Here is a 19,983-nt window from a genome sequence, read left to right as displayed (position 1 = left end):
TTCGAGGACTCGTGATCCTCTGGCCCGATAACGGCCGGGAATCCCAATACTTGAGGAATTCCTCTAGCGCGAACGTTCGTGCAGTCGCTTTGCACACAGGCCAGCAGGCCTGTTGAGCATTGCATGACCTCGCCAATACCCGGCATTAGGAATCGATGGCACCGGTTCCTGCCACGTCTGCCGTTTGCCGCTTTCCGAACGCCTATAATCCGATGCGCGCCGAACGGCGCTATCGAATCACCAGCGAATCACCAGCGAATCACCAGCCAACGAGGATCAGATGGGCGGCAACATCCGCAGCGAGCGGGAAGAATATTTCGAGCAGTTGTGCATCAGCATCGATGCGGACGAAGCACACGAACAGGAAGGCATCGAATGCTTCGAGGCGCAGATCGGCGAGCCTGATTTCGACGCGGCGCATTGGCTCGACATCGCGTTGTATTACTCGCCCGCGGTCGCACGCGGCATCGTCGACATGGTCGACGAAGACGATCGCGCACGCAGCAACATCGCCGCGATCATCGCGGAGAATCTCGACATCTCGTACGGCGACGACGAGTGCGAGCGCTTTGCCGAAACGATCCGCTTCGCGCTCGCGAACGGCGTGTCGATCGACTTCGACGTGCTGCTCGACGGCTGCGAGCGCGCGCTCGACGATCTCGATCATTGGGCCGACGACGAAACCAAAGCGCCACTCGTCGCACTGCGCGACACCCTGCAGCAATTGCAGCACGAGCACTGACACACACTTCTGCCGCGCTGTGCCGAGACCACTCGGTACAGCGCGCGCCACTCGCACACGCGGACTTGCCCGCGCGCCCGCCTGTATAGCCTTTCCTCAGTATTACCCCTACTGCCGCGCGTTTTTCGCCTATGCCGAAATGCGCATGCCGGACGCTGCGAACAGTCAAGACGGGCCCATATTGGCTTCCTATATTCGCGCCATGTGACCGCTTCGATTGACGCTATGGCTTGCCATTGAACAAGCCGTTCAGCAGAGGCGGCACACGTGAGATTTTTCCTCCTGATCGACAACCGAGAGAAAAACATGAGCCTTCGCATGACGATTCAGCCATACGCTATTGCTGCTGCCACTTTCGGCACCCTGCTCGCCGCGGCGCCCCTCGCGGCTTACGCGCAGGACGCCACCATCAAGATCGGCTATGCCGCGCCGCTCACCGGCGCAAACGCCGGCTACGGCAAAGACTTGCAAGACGGCGTGCAACTCGCGCTCGAAGAAGCAAAGGCGCAGAAGATCCTGATCAACGGCAAGGTGCCGAGCTTCGAGCTCGTCGCCGAAGACGACCAGGCCGACCCGCGCGCGGGCGTCCAGGCCGCGCAGAAGCTCGTCGACCAGAACGTCGCAGTGGTGGTCGGCCACTTCAACTCGGGCACGACGCTGCCCGCCTCTCCGATCTACGACAAGGCCGGCATCCCGATGATCGACCCGGCCGCCACGAATCCGACGATCAGCGGCCGCGGCCTCGCCAACGTGTTCATGGTGATCTCGAACGACGCGCAAAACGCGGGCAATGCGGGCGCCTATGCCGTCGACATCACGAAGGCCAAGCGCATCGCGATCATCGACGACCGCACCGCGTTCGGTCAGGGCGAAGCCGACGAGTTCGAGAAAGCGGTGAAGGCGCACGGCGGCACGATCGTCGCGCGCGAATACACCAACAACCAGGCGGTCGACTTCTCCACGCAGCTCACGAAAATCAAGTCGACCAACGCCGACCTGATCTTCTTCGGCGGCCTCGACACGCAGGCCGCGGGCGTCGTGAAGAAGATGCGGGAGCTCGGCATGACCGCGCAGTTCCTCGGCGGCGGCGGCGTGAAGGATGCCGAATTCATCAAGCTCGCGGGCGATGCGGGCAACGGCGCGATGGCGTGGGAATACGGTCGTCCGCTCGACGACCTGCCGCAAGGCAAGACCTTCGCTGAGCGCTTCAAGAAGCGCTTCGGCGTCGACGTGCTGTCGTACGCGCCGTTCGGCTACGACGCGGCGTGGGCCGCGATCAAGGCGATGCAGGCGGCCAACTCGACCTCGCCCGACGCCTACCGCCCGTACCTCAAGAAGATCGACTTCGAAGGCATCACCGGACGCATCTCGTTCAATACGGACGGATCGTTGAAGAGCGGTTTGTCGACGCTCTATCAGGTGAAAAACGGTCAGTGGGTCACGATCGTGACGAAGAGCGCGACTTGATTTGAGCGGTTCCGCGGCGCGCTGGCGGAGTACGCCACGCGGTGCAGTTCTAGCGGCTATTTCGCCGTCCCCTGCACGACGATCTGCGCAAGCGCGTCGCGCTCGATTTTCACGAGCGTGGCGCGCGTGTCTTCGAACTCCTGCGGCGAGCACACCTGCTTGCCGAATCGTGCGCGCAAACGGCGCGTGATCTGCACGGCTCGTGTCGCCGGATCGAACACGTAGTGCGATTCGTAATCGTAGAACGCGTCGTGCACCGCGAGGTCGTTGGGCAAGCCCACCATCCGCGCGTTCGCGGGCAATACGATGTGCCCCGTCTCATCGAACTCGCCACCGATGCAGACGTACGGCTGCGTGCGCACCGGCTCAGCGAGCCAGCCCTGCACCTGTGTCGCAATCCCACCTGAAAGACTGGATAACGCCGGCACCGCCGTCATGCCCGTCGGCCACACGACATGTTCGAGCGTGCCCGTCATCGAGACCGAGAACGGGCCGCCCGTCGCCGCGACGTCGTCCGTATCGAGTCGCGCGGTGCCTTGCAGGCCGGTCTGCTTCAAACGGTCGAAGGCGATCTGCTGCACGCGCTGCCCGGTCGCGCGCCGGAACACGTTGCGCTCGAGTTCCGCAGTCCAGCCCGAGTCTTCGACACGGTACGCGTAGCGCGCGTCGCCGCTATCGTCGATACCGATCTGCAAGCGCGCGGTGCGCCCGCGCGGCTCCGTGGCCGGCGTGCGCGCGAGGACGCCCTCGTCGACGAGCAGCGCCGGACGGTCCATCAGGATCGGCGGCAGATAGCCGAACTCGGTGCCGCCCGCAGTCGTATCGGCATAGACCGCTAACTCAGGAATCCATACGATCACGTGATTGATCGCCGTCGATCCGTAGCCAGGCACCGACGGCAGCGCATAGACGGGCCCCAGCCCGATCAGCGCCGGTTCGCTCCGTATGCCCACCGCGGCCAGCAGCGCGCCGTAAAGCGCGACGTGGTCCTTGCAGTCGCCATAGCGGTTGCGCAGGATGTCGGTCACGCGGTGCGGCATCGCCGCCGTTTCGCCCAGAAAGAGCGCGACGTAGCGTACGTTCGCGCGCATCCAGTCGTACAGCACGCGCGCTTTCGTACGCTCGTCGGGGGCGTTCGCCGTAAGCGCCTGTGCAAAGCGAACGACTGCCGGATCGCTCGCGCTCGGGTCCGCCGAGGCCTGCTGATAGCGCGCGGCAAACGCGGCGAAATCGGGCACCGTCGAAACCATCAGCCGGTCGCCGTAGTCCGTGTACCCCACCGCGCCGTTTTCGATCGACGCGTACGGTCCGTGGCTGTAATCGAACGCGTAGCGCGTGCGCCCGTTCGCCGTCACCGGCGCGAGCGCGGCGTAGCCGCGCGCATCCGCGTAGAGCGGCATGTCGGCGGGCAGGTCGAAGATGAGCTCCTGGTGCTCCACGGGGTCTCGCGTCGGCTCGTCGAAATACTCGAACATGCCCGCCTGCACCGGCTTCACGCGCTTCTTCGCAAACACGACGTGCACGCGCCACCCGGGCTCGACGCCGGGGAAGATCACCGTACGCAGCACGCCGTCCTCGAAGGTCGGCGCGCCTGCCGAGCGCGGCTCCTGCACGTCGCGTATCGCCTCCGGGCCGACCGGATGCGCGCGGCCGTCCGGATCGATCGATTCGGCGGTCAGCAGATCGACTTTCTCGGTGCCCTTGTTGAACCAGACATAGCGCTCGGCGATGTCGTCCACGCCGGCTTTTGTGTTGGCGCGCAGCGTCGAGTCGTCATGCTCTTCCACGGTGCCGTCGTGCTGGACGACGAACACATGGACGTCGGATTCGATCGTGAATGGCGCGGGGTTGCCTGGCGCGCCGGCGGACTGAGCCAGTGCAGCCGGGCAACGCGAGAGCGCAATCGCGCAGGCCGCGCATCGCAGCAGGCGGACGCAGAGCGCACGAGACAGCACTGGGATGCGCATCGCCTAGCCGCCCATCCGCACGCGATACGCGCGCGGACTCGCGCCAAACTCCGCGCGAAACGCGTGATTGAAATTCGACACGTCGTTGAAGCCGCAATCGAGCGCGATATCGACGATCTTCGTGCGCTCGTCCGCGAGCCTTTGCGCCGCCGCGCGCAAGCGCGCACGCAACAGGTATTGATGCGGCGTGACACCCGTTACGCGCTCGAACGTGCGGAGGAAGTGGTACGGGCTCAAGCCCGCGTGTTGCGCCAGACGCTCCACATTCAAAGCATCATCGGGCGCGCTGTCGATCCAGCGCAGGATCGGCGCTATACGCGCGAGCGCCGTCTCGGGCAAGCCGCGCGCATCGACTGCCGGCATGCCGGCCGCCTGCCGCAAGGCTTGTCCGGCTACGGTTAGCGCCAGCTCGTCCCAGGCGACGGAGCTCGCCGACATAACGCCCGCGCACGCGGCCGCGATCAGCGGCGCGAGTGGACGAAGCGGCGGAATGCGCACGATGGCGAAGCGCGCGTCGCGGCTGCGAATCCCCGCGTCCGCCGCAATCTGTTCGAAGAAGCCCGGCGTGTAGCGAAAGGCCACGCAGCGGTCGCCCGCAAGATGCCGGTGACCGCATTCGTAGCATGTCCCCGCATTGCCGAGCATGACCGCGCCGGGCGTCATCAGCCCGGCCCCGGCGGACGAGCGGTATTCGAACGCGCCCGCCGTCACCATGGCGACGCAAACCTGCGCGTGGCGCTCCTCGAACGGCTTGTCGTGCGGGCCGCTCGTGCACAGCACGTCGTCGACGGACCAGCCCGCCCCGCTCGCCAGCACGCGCGGCGTCACGGCGCCCTTGACGCCCTCCGCTTCGCGGCGCGCGAGCGCCCGTTCCAGATCGGCCGCAATTTTCCCCAAGATTCGCCTCGCATCCGTGCCTACGATGGTTTTAGCACATCGCCGGCCGGCTTACCGGCTGCCTGTGCTGTCTACCCGACATGGAGAACTGGTAATGAAGCTCGACGACAACGGCTTGCCGAACGCCTTCCTTTCGGCACTCGGCACGCCCCAGCGCAGCACCGAAATCGACGCCGCCGACGATCTCTACGGCTGGCTGGTCGGCAGCTGGAAGCTCGACGTCCTGCACTATCGCGGCGAAGTCCCCGCCGCGCGGCTGACGGGCGAAGCCCATTTCGGCTGGGTGCTGGAAGGCCGCGCGATCCAGGACGTCTGGATCATGCCCGCGCGCGGCGAGCGCAGCGCCCCGCCCGATCCGGGCTGGAATATGTACGGCACGACGCAGCGCGTCTGGGACCCCTCGCTGCGCGCTTGGCGCATTACTTGGACCAATCCCGTGAACGGCCATCGCGAGGAGCAGATCGGCCGGCGCGATGGCCGCGACATCGTGCAGCTCGGCACGCGCGCCAACGGCGCCGCGACGCGCTGGCGCTTCACCGAGATCACGCCCGATTCGTTCCACTGGATCGGCGACGCGCGCGACGTCGGCGCTCTGGCGTGGCGGCTCGAAGGGGAATTCCTCGCAACGCGTATGGGCATTTGAAGGGTCGAACGCTCAGTTCGCTGCTCGCGCTAAGGCTAACGACAGGCCCTGGCGGTCTAGCACCTCAAGTCCCGCGCAGCTCCGCGCCCTCCTCGTGCGAAAGCCGCACGAAGAACATCAGCGAGCACAGCGTCATCGCACCGACCACAACGAACGCCGGCGAGAAGTCGCGCGCGGCGAGATGCGCCGTGCTGCCGCCATGCAGATGCGCGGTCAGCGCGACGAGCGACGCGCCGAAGGCAACGCCCAAGCTCACCGACAACTGCTGCATCATGCTCGAGAGCGCCGTGGCGCGGCTCATCTTCGGCTTCGGCATGTCGGAATAGCCGAGCGTGTTGAGCGTCACCATCGCGAGCGAATTGAAGAGGCCGCCGAACAGCAGCACGACGAAGATCAACAGATGCGGGGTCGTCGGCCTGAACAGGCTGTAGGACGCGTAGAAGACGCTCGTCGCGAACGTCGCGCCGATCAACAACGTGCGAAAGCCGATACGGCGAATCGCGGTCGTCATCACGGTGCGCACGCTGAGCGAGCCGACGGCCGTCGCCACCGAAAGCGAGCCCGATTGCAACGGCGACAGCCCGAAGCCGAGCTGCAGCATCAACGGCAACAAAAACGGCGACGCGCCGATCGCGATACGCAGCGGCATGCCGCCGACCACGGCAGTCCGGTACGCCTTGAAGCGCAGGATGCCCAGATCGATGATCGTGCGTTCGCGCGCGCGTCCGTAGAGCACGTAAGCGAGCAACGACAGCGCGCCGCCGCCGACGAACGCGAGCGTCACCGCATGCGGCACGAGCCCGCGCCCGACCGTGTCGAGCCCGCCGACCATCCCGACGAGGCCGGTCGACAGCAGCACGAAGCCGGCCAGATCGAAGCGTTCGATCAGCGGCTCGTATTCGCTGTCGATGAAGATCAACGCGAGCGTCACGCCGAGCACGCCGAATGGGATGTTCAACAAAAAGATCCAGCGCCACGATGCGATCGTCACGATGAGCCCGCCGAACAGCGGTCCTGCAAGCCGCCCGAACGCGCCCGGCACGGTGAACCAAACCATCGCGGCAACCATGCGCGCACTCGGCACGCTTCTAAGCAGGATCAAGCGCCCTACCGGCACCATCATCGCGCCGCCCATCCCCTGCAGCACGCGAAACAGCACGAGTTGCGGCAGCGACTGCGCGAGCCCGCAAAGCGCCGAGCCGAGCGAGAAGCACACGATGGCGCCGCAGAACACGCGGCGCGGCCCGAAGCGGTCGGCCAGCCAGCCGCTCGCGGGCAGGAACACCGCGAGGCTCAGCAAGTAGGACGTGATGGCGAGATTCAGATGCAGCGCTTCGACATCGAGCGAGCGGGCGATGGACGGCAGCGCCGTCGCCATGATCGAGGTATCGAGATTTTGCAGAAAGAGCGGGCAGGCAACGATGAGCGGAATGAGTCGGGAGCGTTCGGTCATGCGCTCCCTTTTACCTCAAAACGCCTTTTTGCGGTGTGCCGCGTGCGTTGCGCGCTTACGGTGGACTTTCACGAACCGCCGGCCGCTCACCCTCGCTCTTCGATCGCGCGCATGAGCGACAGCGCGATGCCCTGAGCCGCTTGCCCGACGACCGCGAGGCTCGGGAAGCTCGGCGCGATACGCAAGTGCCGGTCGCGCGGATCGACGCCGTACGGGAACGCCGCGCCCGCCGGCGTCAGCACGATGCCCGCTTCCTTGGCGAGCGCGACCGTGCGCTTCGCGAGCCCGTCCGGTGTATAGAGGCTGATGAAGTAGCCGCCTTGCGGCACGTTCCACGAGATGCCCGGCACGCCTTCGAGCATGCGCTCGAAAGTGGTTGTGACCACATCGAATTTCGGACGCAGCAGCGCACGATGCCGCGCCATCAGTTGCGCGAGCCCCGCGCGGTCGCGCAAGTAGCGCACGTGGCGCAACTGGTTGAGCTTATCCGGCCCGATCGTGCGAATGGACACGTGGCCCTGCCACCACTCGACATTGCGCGGCGACGACGCGAAGAACGCGACACCCCCGCCGCCGAATGTCACCTTCGACAACGATGCGAACACGAACGCGCGATCCGGATGGCCGGCGGCCGCGCACGCTTCGAGGATGTTCTCGCTCGCGTGCTCGTGCTCGGTCAAGTGATGGAAGCGATAAGCGTCGTCCCAGAAGAGGCGGAAGTCCGGGGCCGCCGTGGGCATCGCGGCGAGACGGCGGACCACGTCGGCAGAATAGATCGCGCCGGTCGGATTGCTGTAGAGCGGCACGCACCAGATGCCTTTGATCGCGGGATCGGCGGCGACCTGCGCTTCAACGAAAGCCATGTCCGGACCGTCGTCTTGCATCGGCACCGGAATCATGCGGATGCCGAGCGCTTCGCAAATCGCGAAATGCCGGTCGTAGCCGGGGACCAGGCACAGGAACGCGATGTCCCCGCCCTTGCGCCACGCTTCGTGGCCGGGCATGCCGAAGAGCATGCCGAACGCGAGCGCATCGTGCATCAGCTCGAGACTCGAATTGCCGGCGGCGACCACTTGCGCCGCCGGTATATCGAGCAGTTGCGCGCCCAATTCGCGCGCTTCGGGCAAGCCGAGCACGTGACCGTAGTTGCGGCAGTCGATGCCGTCACGCGACAAGTACCCCACGGTCCCCGCTTCGTCGACGAGCGCGCGCGAAAGGTCCAGTTGTTCAGGCGCGGGCTTGCCGCGCGTCATGTCGATCGAAAGTCCCAGCTGCTTGAAGTCGTCGTAGGTCATCGGCATCGTCTCCCGCCGGTGGCGGCGTGTTTGGCATACAAAATTAGGTATTCGGTGCACCAAGTATGCCCAGCACTATGCGTTCAGACAAACGCGATATATTGAAGACTTCGTTCAGATTTTCTGATACCTCATCCATGGTCGAAAACCAATGAAAGCCCTCGATCTCGACGTGCTAGCGATGGTCGTCGCCGTCGCGGATGCCGGCAGCTTCGTGCGCGGCGCCGCGCTCGTGCATCGCTCGCAGTCGGCCGTCAGCATGCAGGTGAAGACGCTGGAAGCCGCACTCGGCAAGACGCTCTTCATCCGGCGCGCGCGCAGCGTGACCCCGACGCAGGATGGACACACGCTGATCGCCTACGCGCGCCGCATGCTCGCCCTGCGCGACGAAGCGTGGGCGTCGCTCGTGCATCCCGAGGTGAAGGGGCGCGTCGTGATCGGCGTGCCGGACGATTACGCGTCGTCGCTGCTGCCATCGGTGCTGCGCAAGTTCTCGGCGACCTATCCGAAGGTGGAGATTCAAGTGGTTGGGCTGCCGAGCCACGCGCTCGTGCCGCTCGTCAAGGACAACAAGGTCGACCTCGCGTGCATGACGCGCGTGAAAGGGGCGAGCGGCGAATTCATCCGGCTCGAGCCGATGGTGTGGGCGAGTGCCGCGGCCACGTCGACGAGCCATGAAATCTGGAAGGAACGGCCGCTGCCGATTGCGGTCTTCGCCACCGGCAGCGTCGCGCGCGCCAATGCGCTGCATGCGCTCGAACGCGCGAAGATCGCGTACCGGACTTCGTATGAAAGCCCCAGCCTGCTCGGGTTGTTCAGCATGGTCGATGCCGGGCTCGCGATCGCGCCGCTCGCGCGCTGCGCGGTCCCCGAGCGCTTCGTGCAACTAGGCCGCGCGGATGGGTTGCCCGCCCTGCCCGCGCTCGAAATCGTGCTCGCGCGCAGCGCGCGTTCGAACCGCGCGCCGTGCGATTTTCTGGCCGAGCAGATATTGAGCGAGCTGCGGGTTTGAGCGCGGGTTTGAGCGGTGGGTGCACCGCTTACTCCGAACCTTCGCTCCCACGCTCGGCAAGATCGAGCCGTGTCAGCAGCGCATACAGCTTCTCGACATGGCGCTTGAGCAGATCGTGATGTTTCTCGATTTGCTCGATCCGCCCGGCGAGATCGGCGACCGCCCGTTCATCGAGATCGTTCTCGGCGTCCATCACGTCATCGACTTTCGCGCGCAGCACGGCCAATTCGGCTGGTGGATGGTTGAGGTGCCATTCGAGCCGCCGCACTTCCTGCGCGGCGAGATCGCGAACTTTACGGAAATGCGCGCGGCGCCGGTTCTGTTCGGCTTCGTCGCTGGCCGCTTCGGCTGCGCGCCGGGCACCGTCGCTGCGCCCGAGAAGCTCGCTGCCGCTCTTGAGCACCGTCCGCTTGCGCACCGGATGCACGGTGCCCCGGAACCTGGCGAAAGGCGTTTCGGTGTCGATCGCCGTCTGGGTGCTTTCGGGGATGTCGCCGGCGCTATGTGGCGTGTCCATCCAGCCGGCCGGCAGCCCGGTCACGGTCTCGACGCCGCGCACGAACTCTTCGCTGAATTCGCGCTGGCCGGCCAGGATCAGCTTCAACAAGCTCGCGGATAGCGACATCATCCGCGCAAGACGCGTGACCGCGCCGACCGCTTCCGTCAGCACGCCAAGGTTCTCGCGCCAGACCTGCACCATGGCTTCGTCGGAATCTTCCATTGCCGAGTTGTCCATCGATTCATGCCCTCCGAGGCGGAGGCGGCGCGCGCTCATGGGCCGCGCCGCGCGTAGTCGGAATTGTTCATCGATAAAAGACTAGCCGCTACGCCGCGCTGCGCGCAATCCGCGAAATTGAAAACATCCGTTACCGGGCGCGAGTTCGAGCGCCGCGGCGCGAGGCAGGCGACGCACCAGAAAAGCGCGGGAGCACGGCGTGGCGGGCGTGTCGCGAGGCGAGCAAATTACGCGCCTGGCGTGAGTGAGGAAGCGACTGCGAGAAGATGACGAAGCGGTGGACTGAGCTAAAGTCACGCCAACAGCCAGACCAAAATCACAGGAAAGACGATCGGCAGCACGAACGCGGAGAGAATGCCGTTCATCGCCATGCCGAGTCCGGCGAACGCCCCCGCTTCTTCGCTGATCTGAAAGGCGCGCGCCGTACCAATGCCGTGCGATGCGACACCTATCGCAAAGCCACGCACATCGTCGCGCCGCACACCTAGCGCGTCCAGTACGAGGCTTCCGAGCATCGCGCCGGAAATTCCAGTGGCGATCACCATCGCAGCGGTCAATGAGGGTATGCCGCCGATCCTGCTGGAGATCAACATGGCAATGGCCGCGGTGACCGACTTGGGCGCAATCGATGCCACGGCAACGCCGGAGCCGTGCAGCAGCATCGTTATCCCGACAGCCGAGACGGCCGCCGTTGCCGAGCCGGCGATCAGACCGCCAAGCAAAGGAACCAGCGCTCCGCGCAGCTTCGGCATCTGCCGGTGAAGCGGCACCGCCAGCGCAATGATGGCCGGGCCTAACAAGAAGTGGATGAATTTCGCGCCTTCGAAATAGGTGCTGTATGGCGTACCTGACAACTTCAGGAGCGCTATGAGCAATGCAACGGAGATCGCCACTGGATTGGCCAAGGCATTTCGCTTAGCAAGTGCGTGGACCCAGCATGCGAAAACGTACACGCCAATCGTCGCGGTGAGCGCGGTCAGCGGCGATGCGCCCATGAAAGGGGCTGCCATCGTGGATATTTCACCGGTTTTCACGACTACCTCCGTGCGGTCATGCCCTAAGCTTGCGTGGGATTCGGCGCGCTCAGGCGGCGCCGCTTCCTTTCAAGCCTGACCATCAATCCGCCGGCGACCAGAGCACCTACTGCAATCGAAAGGATCGTACTGGCGACGATCGCGACGGCGATCGCAATCAGTTGCCCCTTCATCGCGTCGGCGAGCACCATCACACCCACCCCGGCGGGAACGAAAAGGAGCGAGAGATGACTGAGCAAGCCGCGCGACACAGACTCCACCCGCTGCGCGAGCGCGGGTGATGCGGAAAGAACACAAAGGAACAGGACCATGCCTATCACAGGCCCGGGAATCGGGACTCGTGTGACATAGGCAACGAGTTCCCCGAGGCACTGAAAAGCGAGCAGGACGGCAAACGACTGCACAATCGTTGTCTCGCGGCTTGTTGCCGGTTTGGAGGCGACTGGGGTTGCCATCGCGCCGTTCATGTCAGATTTCATATCGCCCTCCTTCGCGGCAGGTCGGAGGCCACCTCGTCCAACGATCAGACCACGCGCGTACTGTAGGCGCGGACCGCAAGCGCTTGAATAAGGCTTTCGTTCTAAAAGGGACTAGGGGATTGCCTTATTCATGTGAAATGTCGCGTGGCCATCCTTGCGGATCGGCGCGCTTCCTGTAGAGGCCAGAAACGATGTGTAGTGTTTGATTAACGCAGTGGCTACCACCACAATCATGACGTCAGGTTGACGCCCGCAAGGATCTGTCCTCCAGGATTTGGAGCGAGCATTGGTTACCATTCGCGGCAATTTCAAGCTCAGCTTCTTCCTGAACACCGGGATTGTTGCGTTGGCCTACTACGCAGGCGCAAAGATAGGACTTGCCTACGCGGTAGTGGGCGGCGCCGTCTCGCTGGTGTGGCCCTCCAGCGGCATCGCCCTTGTTGCGCTGCTTGCACTGGGTTTCCCCGTTGCCCCCGGAATTGCCATTGGCTCCTTCCTCGCGAACCTGTCGGGAGGCGTGCCCGTGGGAGCGGCCGCGTTGATCGGCGCGGGCTCCATGATTGGTGCATTGACGGCAGCACTCTTGCTGAAACGCGCGGCCCGATTCCAAATCACCCTCGACCGTATCCGTGACGTGCTGGCCTTCATCGGCCTGGCTGCGGTGGCGAGCACGGCACTCAGCGCGCTGATCGGCACGACCGCCCTGCATGGAGCGGGTCTGGTGCCGCCCACCGAGTACGGCTCAACCTTTCTGAAATGGTGGCTCGGCGACATGATGGGGGTACTGGTCGTGGCCCCACCCCTGTTCGGCTTCCTCACGTATTCGAACCCTGTGCGCTCCGCGCCGCAGACCGTAGAGGCCTGCGGGCTGACCATTGCAACGTTGTGGGTGAGCTACCTCATCTTCGGCGCCCCGCAACTTGCCGGGCATGGCTACTATCCTGCCGCCCTGGCGGTCTTTCCGTTCGTTATCTGGGCGGCTCTGCGCTTCGATCACCTGGGCATCAACACCTCGACCCTGGTGGTCTCGGCCGTGGCCATCTGGGGTACCACCCACGGCACGGGCCCCTTCGCCGCCGATACTCCGGTGGATAGCCTCGTGAGGTGGTGCACCTTCGCGAACGTCCTGGCGATAACCGGACTGCTGCTGGTGGCGGCACGTGCTCAGGAGAAGCGTGCTCATCGCCTGCTGCGGGCATCCCACGTCGAACTGGAACGGCGCGTGGAGGAGCGAACCGAAGACCTGCAGAAGACAAACAACGAACTTAAGGAGCAGATGGCGCAGCGCCATCTGCTGGAAGAAGAACTGATCCGGATCGGCGATCAGCAGCAAAAACTGATCGGCCGCGAACTGCACGACGGACTTGGGCAACACCTGACCAGCCTGGGTCTGTACTGCGCCGCCTTGAATCAGAAACTGCACGCGCTGGGCCACCCGGCCTCCGCCGACGCCGCTACCATTGTCGAATTGGTGAAGGAGGCATCCGTGATGACCCGCCGGATTGCCCATGGCCTGGATCCCGTCGCGATGGAACATGGCGGGCTTGTGGCCGCCTTGCAGGGGCTGGCGCAGACGGCTCGCACGCTCAACGGCGTGGATTGCATGCTGCGGATCGCGCCGGATGTGGACTTGGTGGATCCGCTCATGCAGATCAACCTCTATCGAGCGGCACAGGAAGCCGTCAACAACGCGCTGAAATATAGCCACGGCAACAGCATCTGGATCGACCTGCAGCAGGCAGACGGTCTGCAGACGCTTTCCATCAGCGACGACGGAGCGGGCGTCGACCAGGAAGACATGGAGCGCGCCGCGGGACTGGGACTTCATAACCTCCGTCACCGGGCAAGCCTGCTGGGCGGCTCCTGCGCCGTGACCCGCAATGGTCTGGGCGGCACCACGGTCGCCATCAGCTATCCGCAACCGGAGGGTCCTGACCATGCACGGGAAATCCGCTAGCCCTGGCCGGGTGACGCAAATCCTGCTCGTGGATGACCACCCCATCATCCGGGAGGGGATGGCGCACTTGCTGAATCTGCAACAGGATCTGCGCGTCTGCTGCGCAGCCGGCAGCGCGGAAGAAGCGCTGGCGGCGATGGACTGCCATCCCGACATGGCCATCGTGGACATCAGTCTGCCATCGGACTCCGGCCTGGAGCTCGTCAAGACGCTTCGTCGCCGCTATCCGGATCTGGCCATCCTCGTCCTCAGCATGCACGACGAAAGCCTATTTGCCGAGCGCGCACTCCGGTCGGGAGCGAACGGGTATTTGATGAAACTCGAAGCCACCGAGCACGTCATGACCGCCGTGCGCGAAGTGCTGGCAGGCAATATCTACGTGAGCGCCGCCATGCATGAGAAGCTTGCGCGCGCCCTCACCGTCCCCCATAAAAAACCGGAGGGCCGAATCGCGAACCTTTCGGAACGGGAATTCGAGGTCCTGCACCTGATCGGACTCGGCTTCAGCACCCGCGAAATCGCCGAGAAACTGAATCGAAGCGTGAAGACCGTCGAGGCCCATCAGGCCAACATCAAGGAAAAGCTGAATATCCGCAACGGCAAGGAGCTGATGCGCTTCGCCATTCAGTGGATCGAGAGCCAATAGGGCGGAGCCCGACCACTGAATAGGGCGATCCCCTAGCCTCTTTTAGCAACGGCGCCTGATTCATATGAATGCGGCCAGCGCATACAGTGCAGCGGTACCTGTCGAAGTACCGCAACCCTTGGGCGGGGTAGGCAGGCGCAGCCCAACTCCTCGATGGGGATCGCCGCCATGCACACCAGATTCCAGCGCACCGTTGTCGTTCCCATCTCCGCACGCATTGCTGGAGCGGCTCGTGACCTGCGGCAGGTGTTTCGTTGCACCGCGGTTGCGTGCCTCGTCGCGGGTCATGCGCTGGCAGCGCAGGCCGCGGGCGGCATCACGGGTTCCGGTTCGAGCTTCTTCGATCCGCTGGTGCAGAAGTGGGCCGCCTCCTATTACGACAAAACCGGTCAGCAAGTGAGTTTTCATGCCAATGGCTCCGGGAACGGCATTGATCAGCTGAAAGCGGCCGCGGTGAGTTTTAGTGCCTCGGACATGCCGCTGACACCAGAGGAATTGCGCACATCGGGACTCATCCAGTTTCCGGTGGCGGTCGGCGGCCTCGTGCCCGTGGTCCACCTCGATGGCATTTCGCCGGGACAGCTTCGCTTGACGGGTGCGCTGCTGGCCGACATCTACCTGGGCAAGATCACCGATTGGAACGACCCGGCCATCAAGGCGCTCAATCCCGGGCTCGCGCTTCCTGATCTGAAAATCGTCGTGGTTCATCGGGGTGATCGGTCCGGGTCGACCTTCAACTGGACGAACTACTTGAGCGCCGTGAGCACGCAGTGGCGTGAACAGGTGGGCAGCGGCCTGACGGTCAAATGGCCCGTGGGCCTCAACGCCACGAGCAGCCAGCTCGTCGCCACCTATGTGAAGCGGATCACGGGCGCGATCGGCTATGTCGAACTGGCCTACACGGGTCCGGCGCCCCTCACCTACGCAACCGTACAGAACAAAACCGGCGCGTTTGTCGAGCCATCGGCCGCGAGTTTCAAAGCTGCGGTGGAAACCGTGGCATGGGGCCATGCGGATGATTTCTACCAGCGCGTCGCCGATCCGCCGGGCGACAAAGCGTGGCCGATTCCCGGCGTCGTATTCATCTTGCTGAAAGCGGAGAGCAAGGCCGACTCGACCGCTGCGCTAGCGTTCTTCCGGTGGGCCCTCAATGAGGGCCGAAAAGAGGCAGCCGTTGAAAATTACGGCACCCCGCCGCCGGACCTGGTCGGGAAGATCGAAGCGTATTGGGCGCAGAACGTGCCCAACGGGCAAGTCAAAGAAGTCGCCTCCGACGGCTCGCCGACAAACGCGAAAAACGTGACGAGCGTGAAAAGCGTGGTCGGCGTAACCAAATCGCCGTCGCCGAGTTTTTAAGAGCCCTTCACGATTCGAGCAGACAGATCTACTGCCGCTTGCAGATAGTTGCCCCACGAATGGGGACCCTTCGCGAACACCATGGAGGAGCGATCATGCGCGCACTCGACATCATGACGACGTCCGTCATCACCGCCACACCGGAGATGACGATTCACGAGGCTGCACGGCTGTTCGTCGACAACCGTATCAGCAGCATGCCGGTGATCAATGCGGAAGGACGGGTTGTCGGCATCGTCAGCCACGGCGATCTGCTGCATCGCGTGGAGAACGGCACGGTCCATGGGAAGCGCCCGTGGTGGCTTGATTTTCTGCTGTCGTCGCCTCGCGAGCAGGCCGCCAGGTATGTGAAGGAGCACGGGCATGTGGTCGGCGACGTGATGTGCGACCAGGTGACGTCGATCACCGAGGACAAGCGGCTCGATCAGATCGCAGACCTCATGGAGCGCCGGCATCTGAAAAGCGTGCCGGTGCTGAAGGACGGCAAGCTGGTCGGCATCGTCAGCCGTTCAAATCTGATCCGCGCGCTCGCGAGCGTGGCGCCTCCCGTGGATTCGATTTCGCACGATGATGCGAGTCTGCGCGACGCGATCGTCCTGACCATGCGCGGGCAGCGCTGGGGGTTGCCGAAACAAGGCGTGCTCGTCAAGGACGGTGTCGCTCACCTCTGGGGAATGATCGAATCCGAAGAGGAAAAGCGCGCCATCCGCATTGCGGTCGAGGACGTGCCGGGCATCAAGCGCGTGGAATACCACCTCGAGGTTCCGAGCGTGATTCCGACGCTGTAATCGGCAAGGCGGATGCCCGGCAACAATCAGTTTGACGCGACGCGTTCAAGCGCGGTCTTGACCAGCGTTTCCAGCAGCGGTTCGACTTTCGCCGCGAGCGCGTCGTCATAGGCATACGGCATCCGCTCTTCCATATAGGTGATCTGCGACAGCTCGAGCTGTACCGCGTGGATGCCGCTGGCGGGCACGCCGTATTGACGCGTGATGTAACCGCCCTTGAAACGCCCGTTCGCGACCGCCGTATAGCCGCCCTGCTTCGTCACGATCGCGGCCAGTTCCTCCGCGAGGCCCGCGGTCGCCGTCACGCCGCCTGACGTGCCGAAATTGAAGTCCGGCAGGCGCCCTTCGAAAAAGCGCGGCACGTGCGAGCGAATCGAGTGCGCCTCCCACAGCAGCACCTTGCCGTGCCGCGCCTTGAGCGCGGCCAGCTCGTCAACGAGCGCCGCGTGATACGGCTTCCAGTAAAGCTCGCGACGGCGCGCAACTTCTGCCTCGTCCGGTTCGCGCCCCGGCTGATATAGCGGCTCCTTGTCGAAGGTATCGACAGGCAACAGCCCGGTCGTGTCCTGCCCCGGATAAAGATTCGCGCCATCAGGCGGGCGATTCAGGTCGATCACATAGCGCGCATACGTCGGGCTCAGAATCGACGCACCGAGCCGCTTCGCGAACGCATACAGGCGATCGAGATGCCAGTCGCAATCATCGACGCGCAGCGCGGCCGGGGTCATCGTCGGCGCGATTTCATCGGCGATGCGCGTGCCGAGATGCGGGATCGAGATCAACATCGGCAGGCTGCCGCGATGCAAGGTGTAGATCGGGAGATCGTTGGTATCAGTCATGGCAGTGCGCGTGACTCAATGGTTTTCGAATTAGTCGAGCAGCTCGGCGACGGCCGCGCGATAAGCGGCGTAGGCGGTCGCCTCGTCGGCGTGCCGGCGCGCCTCGACGACTCGCCGTCCGCCCGCGTACACATCGCGCACCGGCGTTTCGCCATGCTCGCAGAAGACGATGCCGGAGAGCCACTTGCCAGGCGCATGTTCGGCGAGACTCGGGTGATCCGGATCGAGCACCAGCCAATCGGCGCGGCACCCCGCGCGCAGCGCGCCCGTCACGCGTCCCGTCGCTTGCGCGCCGCCGCCAAGCGCCGCGTCGAAGAGACGGTCGGCGACGTGCGAATGCGCGTCCGAGGCCAGCACGTTGCGCTGCCGCCGCACGAGACGCTGCCCGTATTCGAGCAAGCGCAGCTCGGCGCCCCAATCGACACCGATATGGCTGTCCGACCCGACACCAAAGCGCCCGTGCGCATCGAGATACGCGTGCGCCGGGAAAATGCCGTCGCCGAGGTTCGCCTCGGTCGTCAGGCACAGTCCGGCCACGGCGCGGCTCTTGGCGAGCGCGACGGTCTCATCTGCATCGATGTGGGTCGCGTGCACGAGGCACCAGCGCGCGTCGACGTCGAAGCGGTCGAGCAACCATTGCACGGGGCGTGCGCCCGTTGTCGCCAAGCAGTCGTCGACTTCGCCCGTTTGCTCGGCGATATGGATGTGCACGGGGGCGTTGGCATCGAGTCCGGCGAGCAGCGCGCGCAGCGACTCCTCCGACACCGCGCGCAACGAATGCGGCGCCACACCGTAGCGCAGCGCGGCGTGCTCGGGACGCGCACGGCGCAGCGTCGCGAGCAATTCGAGCAGACTGTCCGGCGTATTGATGAAGCGGCGCTGATCGTCGCGCGGCGCACGCGCGCCAAAGCCGCTGTACTGGTAGAGCACCGGCAGCATCGTCATGCCGATGCCCGTGCTCGTCGCGGCATCGACGACGCGCTCGGCGAGCTCCGCCGCATTCGCGTAGCGGCTGCCGTCGGCCATGTGATGCACGTAGTGGAACTCGCACACCGACGTATAGCCCGCCTTCAGCATCTCGATGTAGAGCCAGCGCGCGATCGCGCCCAGCCCTTCGGGCGTGATGCGCGCGGCGAAGCGGTACATCAGGTCGCGCCAGCTCCAGAAGTTGTCGGTGGCGTTGGCGCGATATTCGGCGAGCCCCGCCATCGCGCGCTGAAATGCATGCGAGTGCAGGTTCGGCATGCCGGGCATGACCGGTCCGGCGGCGCGTGCAACGTCAGGCGATGCCGTGCTATCGGGCGTCACCGCCACGAGCACGCCCGCGTCGTTCCATTCGAGCAAGACATCGCGTCGCCACCCCTCCGGCAAATACGCGTGCTCGGCAAAAAGCGTGTGATTTCCAGTCATCGATCGAAAGCGTGAAGAGGTGCCGGTTGCAGGATCGGATGCGCGTCGCGCACGTAGACGGTGTCGCCCGCGCGCACGACTCGCTGCGTGAGCGGCCGCCCGATCCAGTAGGCGAGCTCGGCGAGCGTGTCGACGGACCACGCGACGAAGTCCGCCGCGCGCCCCACCGCGAGTTCGCCGTGCCGCTCGTGTTGCCCAAGTGCGCGCGCCGCATGTTGCGTGACGCCCTTCAGCACTTCGGGCACGGTCAGGCGAAACAGCGTGCAAGCAAGGTTCAGCATCCCGACGAGCGAAGTGGACGGCGACGTGCCGGGGTTGCTGTCGGTCGAAATCGCGATCGGCACCTCGTAGCGGCGCAGCAGGTCGATCGGCGGCAATTGCGTTTCGCGGATGAAGTAGTACGCGCCCGGCAGCAGCACGGCGACGGTGCCCGCTTCCTTCATCGCCGCGACGCCCGCTTCGTCTAGGAATTCGAGGTGGTCGGCGGAAAGCGCGCGATAGCGTGCCGCGAGCGCCGTGCCGCCGCCGTTGCTCAACTGCTCGGCGTGCATCTTGACGGGCAGGTTGCGACGCGCGGCCGCTTCGAATACACGCTCGCTCTGCGCGAGCGTGAAGCCGATGCGCTCGCAGAACACATCGACCGCATCGACGAGCCCTTCGTCCGCGAGCGCCGGCAGCATGCGGTCGCAGACTTCGCCGATATAGTCGTCGGCGCGGTTGGCGAATTCGGGCGGCAACGCGTGCGCGCCGAGAAACGTCGTGTAGACCGAGACGGGATAGCGACGGCCCAGCTCACGCGCGACGCGCAGCATCTTGCGCTCGCTGTCGAGGTCGAGGCCATAGCCCGATTTGATTTCGATCGCGGTCACGCCTTCGGCGATCAGCGGCTCGAGCCTTGCCGCCGCTGCGCGCAGCAACTCGGCCTCGCTCGCCGCGCGTGTCGCGCGCACCGTCGAGATGATGCCGCCGCCGCGCTTGGCGATCTCTTCGTAGCTGACGCCCGCGAGGCGCATCGCGAATTCGTCGGCGCGCTGGCCGCCGTAGACCAGATGCGTGTGGCAATCGACGAGACCCGGCGTGACCCACGCGCCGTCCAGATTCTCGCGCGGCCACGCCGAGAATTCGGCGGGCAGGTCGCGCGCGGCGCCGAGCCACGCGACCTTGCCGTCGCGCACGGCGAGCGCCGCATCGCGGATCACATGATCGGGATCACCTTGCGGACAGAGATGAAAGTGCTGCCAGACTGTGTCGTTCATCGCGTG

At 64.8% G+C, this 19,983-nt stretch carries 18 protein-coding genes; 8 read left to right on the top strand and 10 right to left on the bottom strand.

The genetic code is table 11. The features are described from left to right. Positions 1-280: 280 nt before the first annotated feature. On the top strand, positions 281-742 hold the full coding sequence (locus AAHK20_RS00795) for a hypothetical protein (RefSeq protein WP_449179522.1): 462 nt from the start codon (positions 281-283) through the stop codon (positions 740-742). A 306-nt stretch (positions 743-1,048) separates the two neighbouring features. Next, a complete protein-coding gene (locus AAHK20_RS00790; protein ID WP_449179521.1) occupies positions 1,049-2,209 on the top strand; it encodes a branched-chain amino acid ABC transporter substrate-binding protein in 1,161 nt (386 codons plus the stop codon). 56 nt (positions 2,210-2,265) lie between these two features. Here the strand turns inward: AAHK20_RS00790 and AAHK20_RS00785 are convergent, their stop codons facing one another. Both AAHK20_RS00785 and AAHK20_RS00780 read right to left on the bottom strand, forming a co-directional pair. Continuing rightward, positions 2,266-4,176 (bottom strand): DUF3857 domain-containing transglutaminase family protein, encoded by a 1,911-nt coding sequence (locus AAHK20_RS00785; RefSeq protein ID WP_449179520.1) that lies wholly within the window; start codon positions 4,174-4,176, stop codon positions 2,266-2,268. 3 nt (positions 4,177-4,179) lie between these two features. Further along, positions 4,180-5,073, bottom strand: a complete 894-nt coding sequence (locus AAHK20_RS00780) for a helix-turn-helix transcriptional regulator (RefSeq protein ID WP_449179519.1) — start codon at positions 5,071-5,073, stop codon at positions 4,180-4,182. 94 nt (positions 5,074-5,167) lie between these two features. On the opposite strand from AAHK20_RS00780, the gene AAHK20_RS00775 reads away from it, so the two are divergent. Further along, positions 5,168-5,716: a hypothetical protein gene (locus AAHK20_RS00775; protein WP_449179518.1), complete on the top strand. Its 549-nt coding sequence runs from the start codon at positions 5,168-5,170 to the stop codon at positions 5,714-5,716. A gap of 64 nt (positions 5,717-5,780) precedes the next feature. Here the strand turns inward: AAHK20_RS00775 and AAHK20_RS00770 are convergent, their stop codons facing one another. Both AAHK20_RS00770 and AAHK20_RS00765 read right to left on the bottom strand, forming a co-directional pair. Continuing rightward, a complete protein-coding gene (locus AAHK20_RS00770) occupies positions 5,781-7,169 on the bottom strand; it encodes an MFS transporter (protein WP_449179517.1) in 1,389 nt (462 codons plus the stop codon). 86 nt (positions 7,170-7,255) lie between these two features. Continuing rightward, positions 7,256-8,470 (bottom strand): aspartate aminotransferase type Ic, encoded by a 1,215-nt coding sequence (locus AAHK20_RS00765; protein WP_498063310.1) that lies wholly within the window; start codon positions 8,468-8,470, stop codon positions 7,256-7,258. Between the two features lie 145 nt (positions 8,471-8,615). On the opposite strand from AAHK20_RS00765, the gene AAHK20_RS00760 reads away from it, so the two are divergent. After that, positions 8,616-9,476: a LysR substrate-binding domain-containing protein gene (locus tag AAHK20_RS00760; RefSeq protein ID WP_449179515.1), complete on the top strand. Its 861-nt coding sequence runs from the start codon at positions 8,616-8,618 to the stop codon at positions 9,474-9,476. 28 nt (positions 9,477-9,504) lie between these two features. On the opposite strand, the gene AAHK20_RS00755 is transcribed toward AAHK20_RS00760, so the two are convergent. From AAHK20_RS00755 to AAHK20_RS00745, 3 genes are all read right to left on the bottom strand, one after another. Then, positions 9,505-10,197 carry a hypothetical protein gene (locus tag AAHK20_RS00755; protein ID WP_449179514.1) on the bottom strand — a complete coding sequence of 231 codons (693 nt, stop codon included), beginning with the start codon at positions 10,195-10,197 and terminating at the stop codon, positions 9,505-9,507. 308 nt (positions 10,198-10,505) lie between these two features. Beyond that, the gene (locus AAHK20_RS00750) at positions 10,506-11,222 is read right to left on the bottom strand and encodes an LrgB family protein (protein WP_449180037.1); all 717 of its coding nucleotides are present in this window, start codon (positions 11,220-11,222) and stop codon (positions 10,506-10,508) included. Positions 11,223-11,269: 47 nt separating this feature from the next. After that, entirely contained in the window at positions 11,270-11,653 is a 384-nt protein-coding gene (locus AAHK20_RS00745) for a CidA/LrgA family protein (RefSeq protein ID WP_449180036.1), read from the bottom strand. A 358-nt stretch (positions 11,654-12,011) separates the two neighbouring features. Here AAHK20_RS00745 and AAHK20_RS00740 point away from each other — a divergent pair, with 358 nt between their 5' ends. The 4 genes from AAHK20_RS00740 to AAHK20_RS00725 all read left to right on the top strand — a co-directional run bounded on the left by AAHK20_RS00740 (position 12,012) and on the right by AAHK20_RS00725 (position 16,472). After that, positions 12,012-13,682 carry an MASE1 domain-containing protein gene (locus tag AAHK20_RS00740; protein ID WP_449179513.1) on the top strand — a complete coding sequence of 557 codons (1,671 nt, stop codon included), beginning with the start codon at positions 12,012-12,014 and terminating at the stop codon, positions 13,680-13,682. Then, positions 13,663-14,328, top strand: coding sequence for a response regulator (locus tag AAHK20_RS00735; RefSeq protein ID WP_449179512.1), 666 nt, complete (start codon positions 13,663-13,665; stop codon positions 14,326-14,328). The genes AAHK20_RS00740 and AAHK20_RS00735 overlap by 20 nt, the downstream gene beginning before the upstream one ends. A 153-nt stretch (positions 14,329-14,481) precedes the next feature. Then, the gene (gene pstS, locus AAHK20_RS00730) at positions 14,482-15,684 is read left to right on the top strand and encodes a phosphate ABC transporter substrate-binding protein PstS (RefSeq protein ID WP_449179511.1); all 1,203 of its coding nucleotides are present in this window, start codon (positions 14,482-14,484) and stop codon (positions 15,682-15,684) included. Positions 15,685-15,779: 95 nt separating this feature from the next. Beyond that, positions 15,780-16,472: a CBS domain-containing protein gene (locus tag AAHK20_RS00725; protein WP_449179510.1), complete on the top strand. Its 693-nt coding sequence runs from the start codon at positions 15,780-15,782 to the stop codon at positions 16,470-16,472. Positions 16,473-16,498: 26 nt separating this feature from the next. Here the strand turns inward: AAHK20_RS00725 and hutG are convergent, their stop codons facing one another. From hutG to hutI, 3 genes are read right to left on the bottom strand one after another with little or no spacing between them, the layout of a single operon-like run. Continuing rightward, positions 16,499-17,311 carry an N-formylglutamate deformylase gene (gene hutG, locus AAHK20_RS00720; RefSeq protein ID WP_449179509.1) on the bottom strand — a complete coding sequence of 271 codons (813 nt, stop codon included), beginning with the start codon at positions 17,309-17,311 and terminating at the stop codon, positions 16,499-16,501. A gap of 30 nt (positions 17,312-17,341) precedes the next feature. Beyond that, positions 17,342-18,721 (bottom strand): formimidoylglutamate deiminase, encoded by a 1,380-nt coding sequence (locus AAHK20_RS00715; RefSeq protein ID WP_449179508.1) that lies wholly within the window; start codon positions 18,719-18,721, stop codon positions 17,342-17,344. Then, positions 18,718-19,977, bottom strand: a complete 1,260-nt coding sequence (hutI, locus tag AAHK20_RS00710) for an imidazolonepropionase (RefSeq protein ID WP_449179507.1) — start codon at positions 19,975-19,977, stop codon at positions 18,718-18,720. The genes AAHK20_RS00715 and hutI overlap by 4 nt, the downstream gene beginning before the upstream one ends. Positions 19,978-19,983 lie beyond the last annotated feature (6 nt).

This window comes from Trinickia camelliae, assembly GCF_053525655.1.
This window is presented reverse-complemented; position numbering and strand designations above follow the sequence as displayed.

Excerpts from the sequence above, each read along its gene's own strand:
- AAHK20_RS00795 (WP_449179522.1), top strand. The coding sequence starts at position 281 with ATGGGCGGCAACATCCGCAGCGAGCGGGAAGAATATTTCGAGCAGTTG.
- AAHK20_RS00725 (WP_449179510.1), top strand. The coding sequence starts at position 15,780 with ATGCGCGCACTCGACATCATGACGACGTCCGTCATCACCGCCACACCG.
- AAHK20_RS00735 (WP_449179512.1), top strand. The coding sequence starts at position 13,663 with ATGCACGGGAAATCCGCTAGCCCTGGCCGGGTGACGCAAATCCTGCTC.
- AAHK20_RS00775 (WP_449179518.1), top strand. The coding sequence starts at position 5,168 with ATGAAGCTCGACGACAACGGCTTGCCGAACGCCTTCCTTTCGGCACTC.
- AAHK20_RS00790 (WP_449179521.1), top strand. The coding sequence starts at position 1,049 with ATGAGCCTTCGCATGACGATTCAGCCATACGCTATTGCTGCTGCCACT.
- AAHK20_RS00765 (WP_498063310.1), bottom strand. The coding sequence starts at position 8,470 with ATGCCGATGACCTACGACGACTTCAAGCAGCTGGGACTTTCGATCGAC.
- AAHK20_RS00760 (WP_449179515.1), top strand. The coding sequence starts at position 8,616 with ATGAAAGCCCTCGATCTCGACGTGCTAGCGATGGTCGTCGCCGTCGCG.
- AAHK20_RS00770 (WP_449179517.1), bottom strand. The coding sequence starts at position 7,169 with ATGACCGAACGCTCCCGACTCATTCCGCTCATCGTTGCCTGCCCGCTC.
- hutG (WP_449179509.1), bottom strand. The coding sequence starts at position 17,311 with ATGACTGATACCAACGATCTCCCGATCTACACCTTGCATCGCGGCAGC.
- hutI (WP_449179507.1), bottom strand. The coding sequence starts at position 19,977 with ATGAACGACACAGTCTGGCAGCACTTTCATCTCTGTCCGCAAGGTGAT.
- pstS (WP_449179511.1), top strand. The coding sequence starts at position 14,482 with ATGGGGATCGCCGCCATGCACACCAGATTCCAGCGCACCGTTGTCGTT.
- AAHK20_RS00715 (WP_449179508.1), bottom strand. The coding sequence starts at position 18,721 with ATGACTGGAAATCACACGCTTTTTGCCGAGCACGCGTATTTGCCGGAG.
- AAHK20_RS00750 (WP_449180037.1), bottom strand. The coding sequence starts at position 11,222 with ATGGCAGCCCCTTTCATGGGCGCATCGCCGCTGACCGCGCTCACCGCG.
- AAHK20_RS00755 (WP_449179514.1), bottom strand. The coding sequence starts at position 10,197 with ATGGAAGATTCCGACGAAGCCATGGTGCAGGTCTGGCGCGAGAACCTT.
- AAHK20_RS00785 (WP_449179520.1), bottom strand. The coding sequence starts at position 4,176 with ATGCGCATCCCAGTGCTGTCTCGTGCGCTCTGCGTCCGCCTGCTGCGA.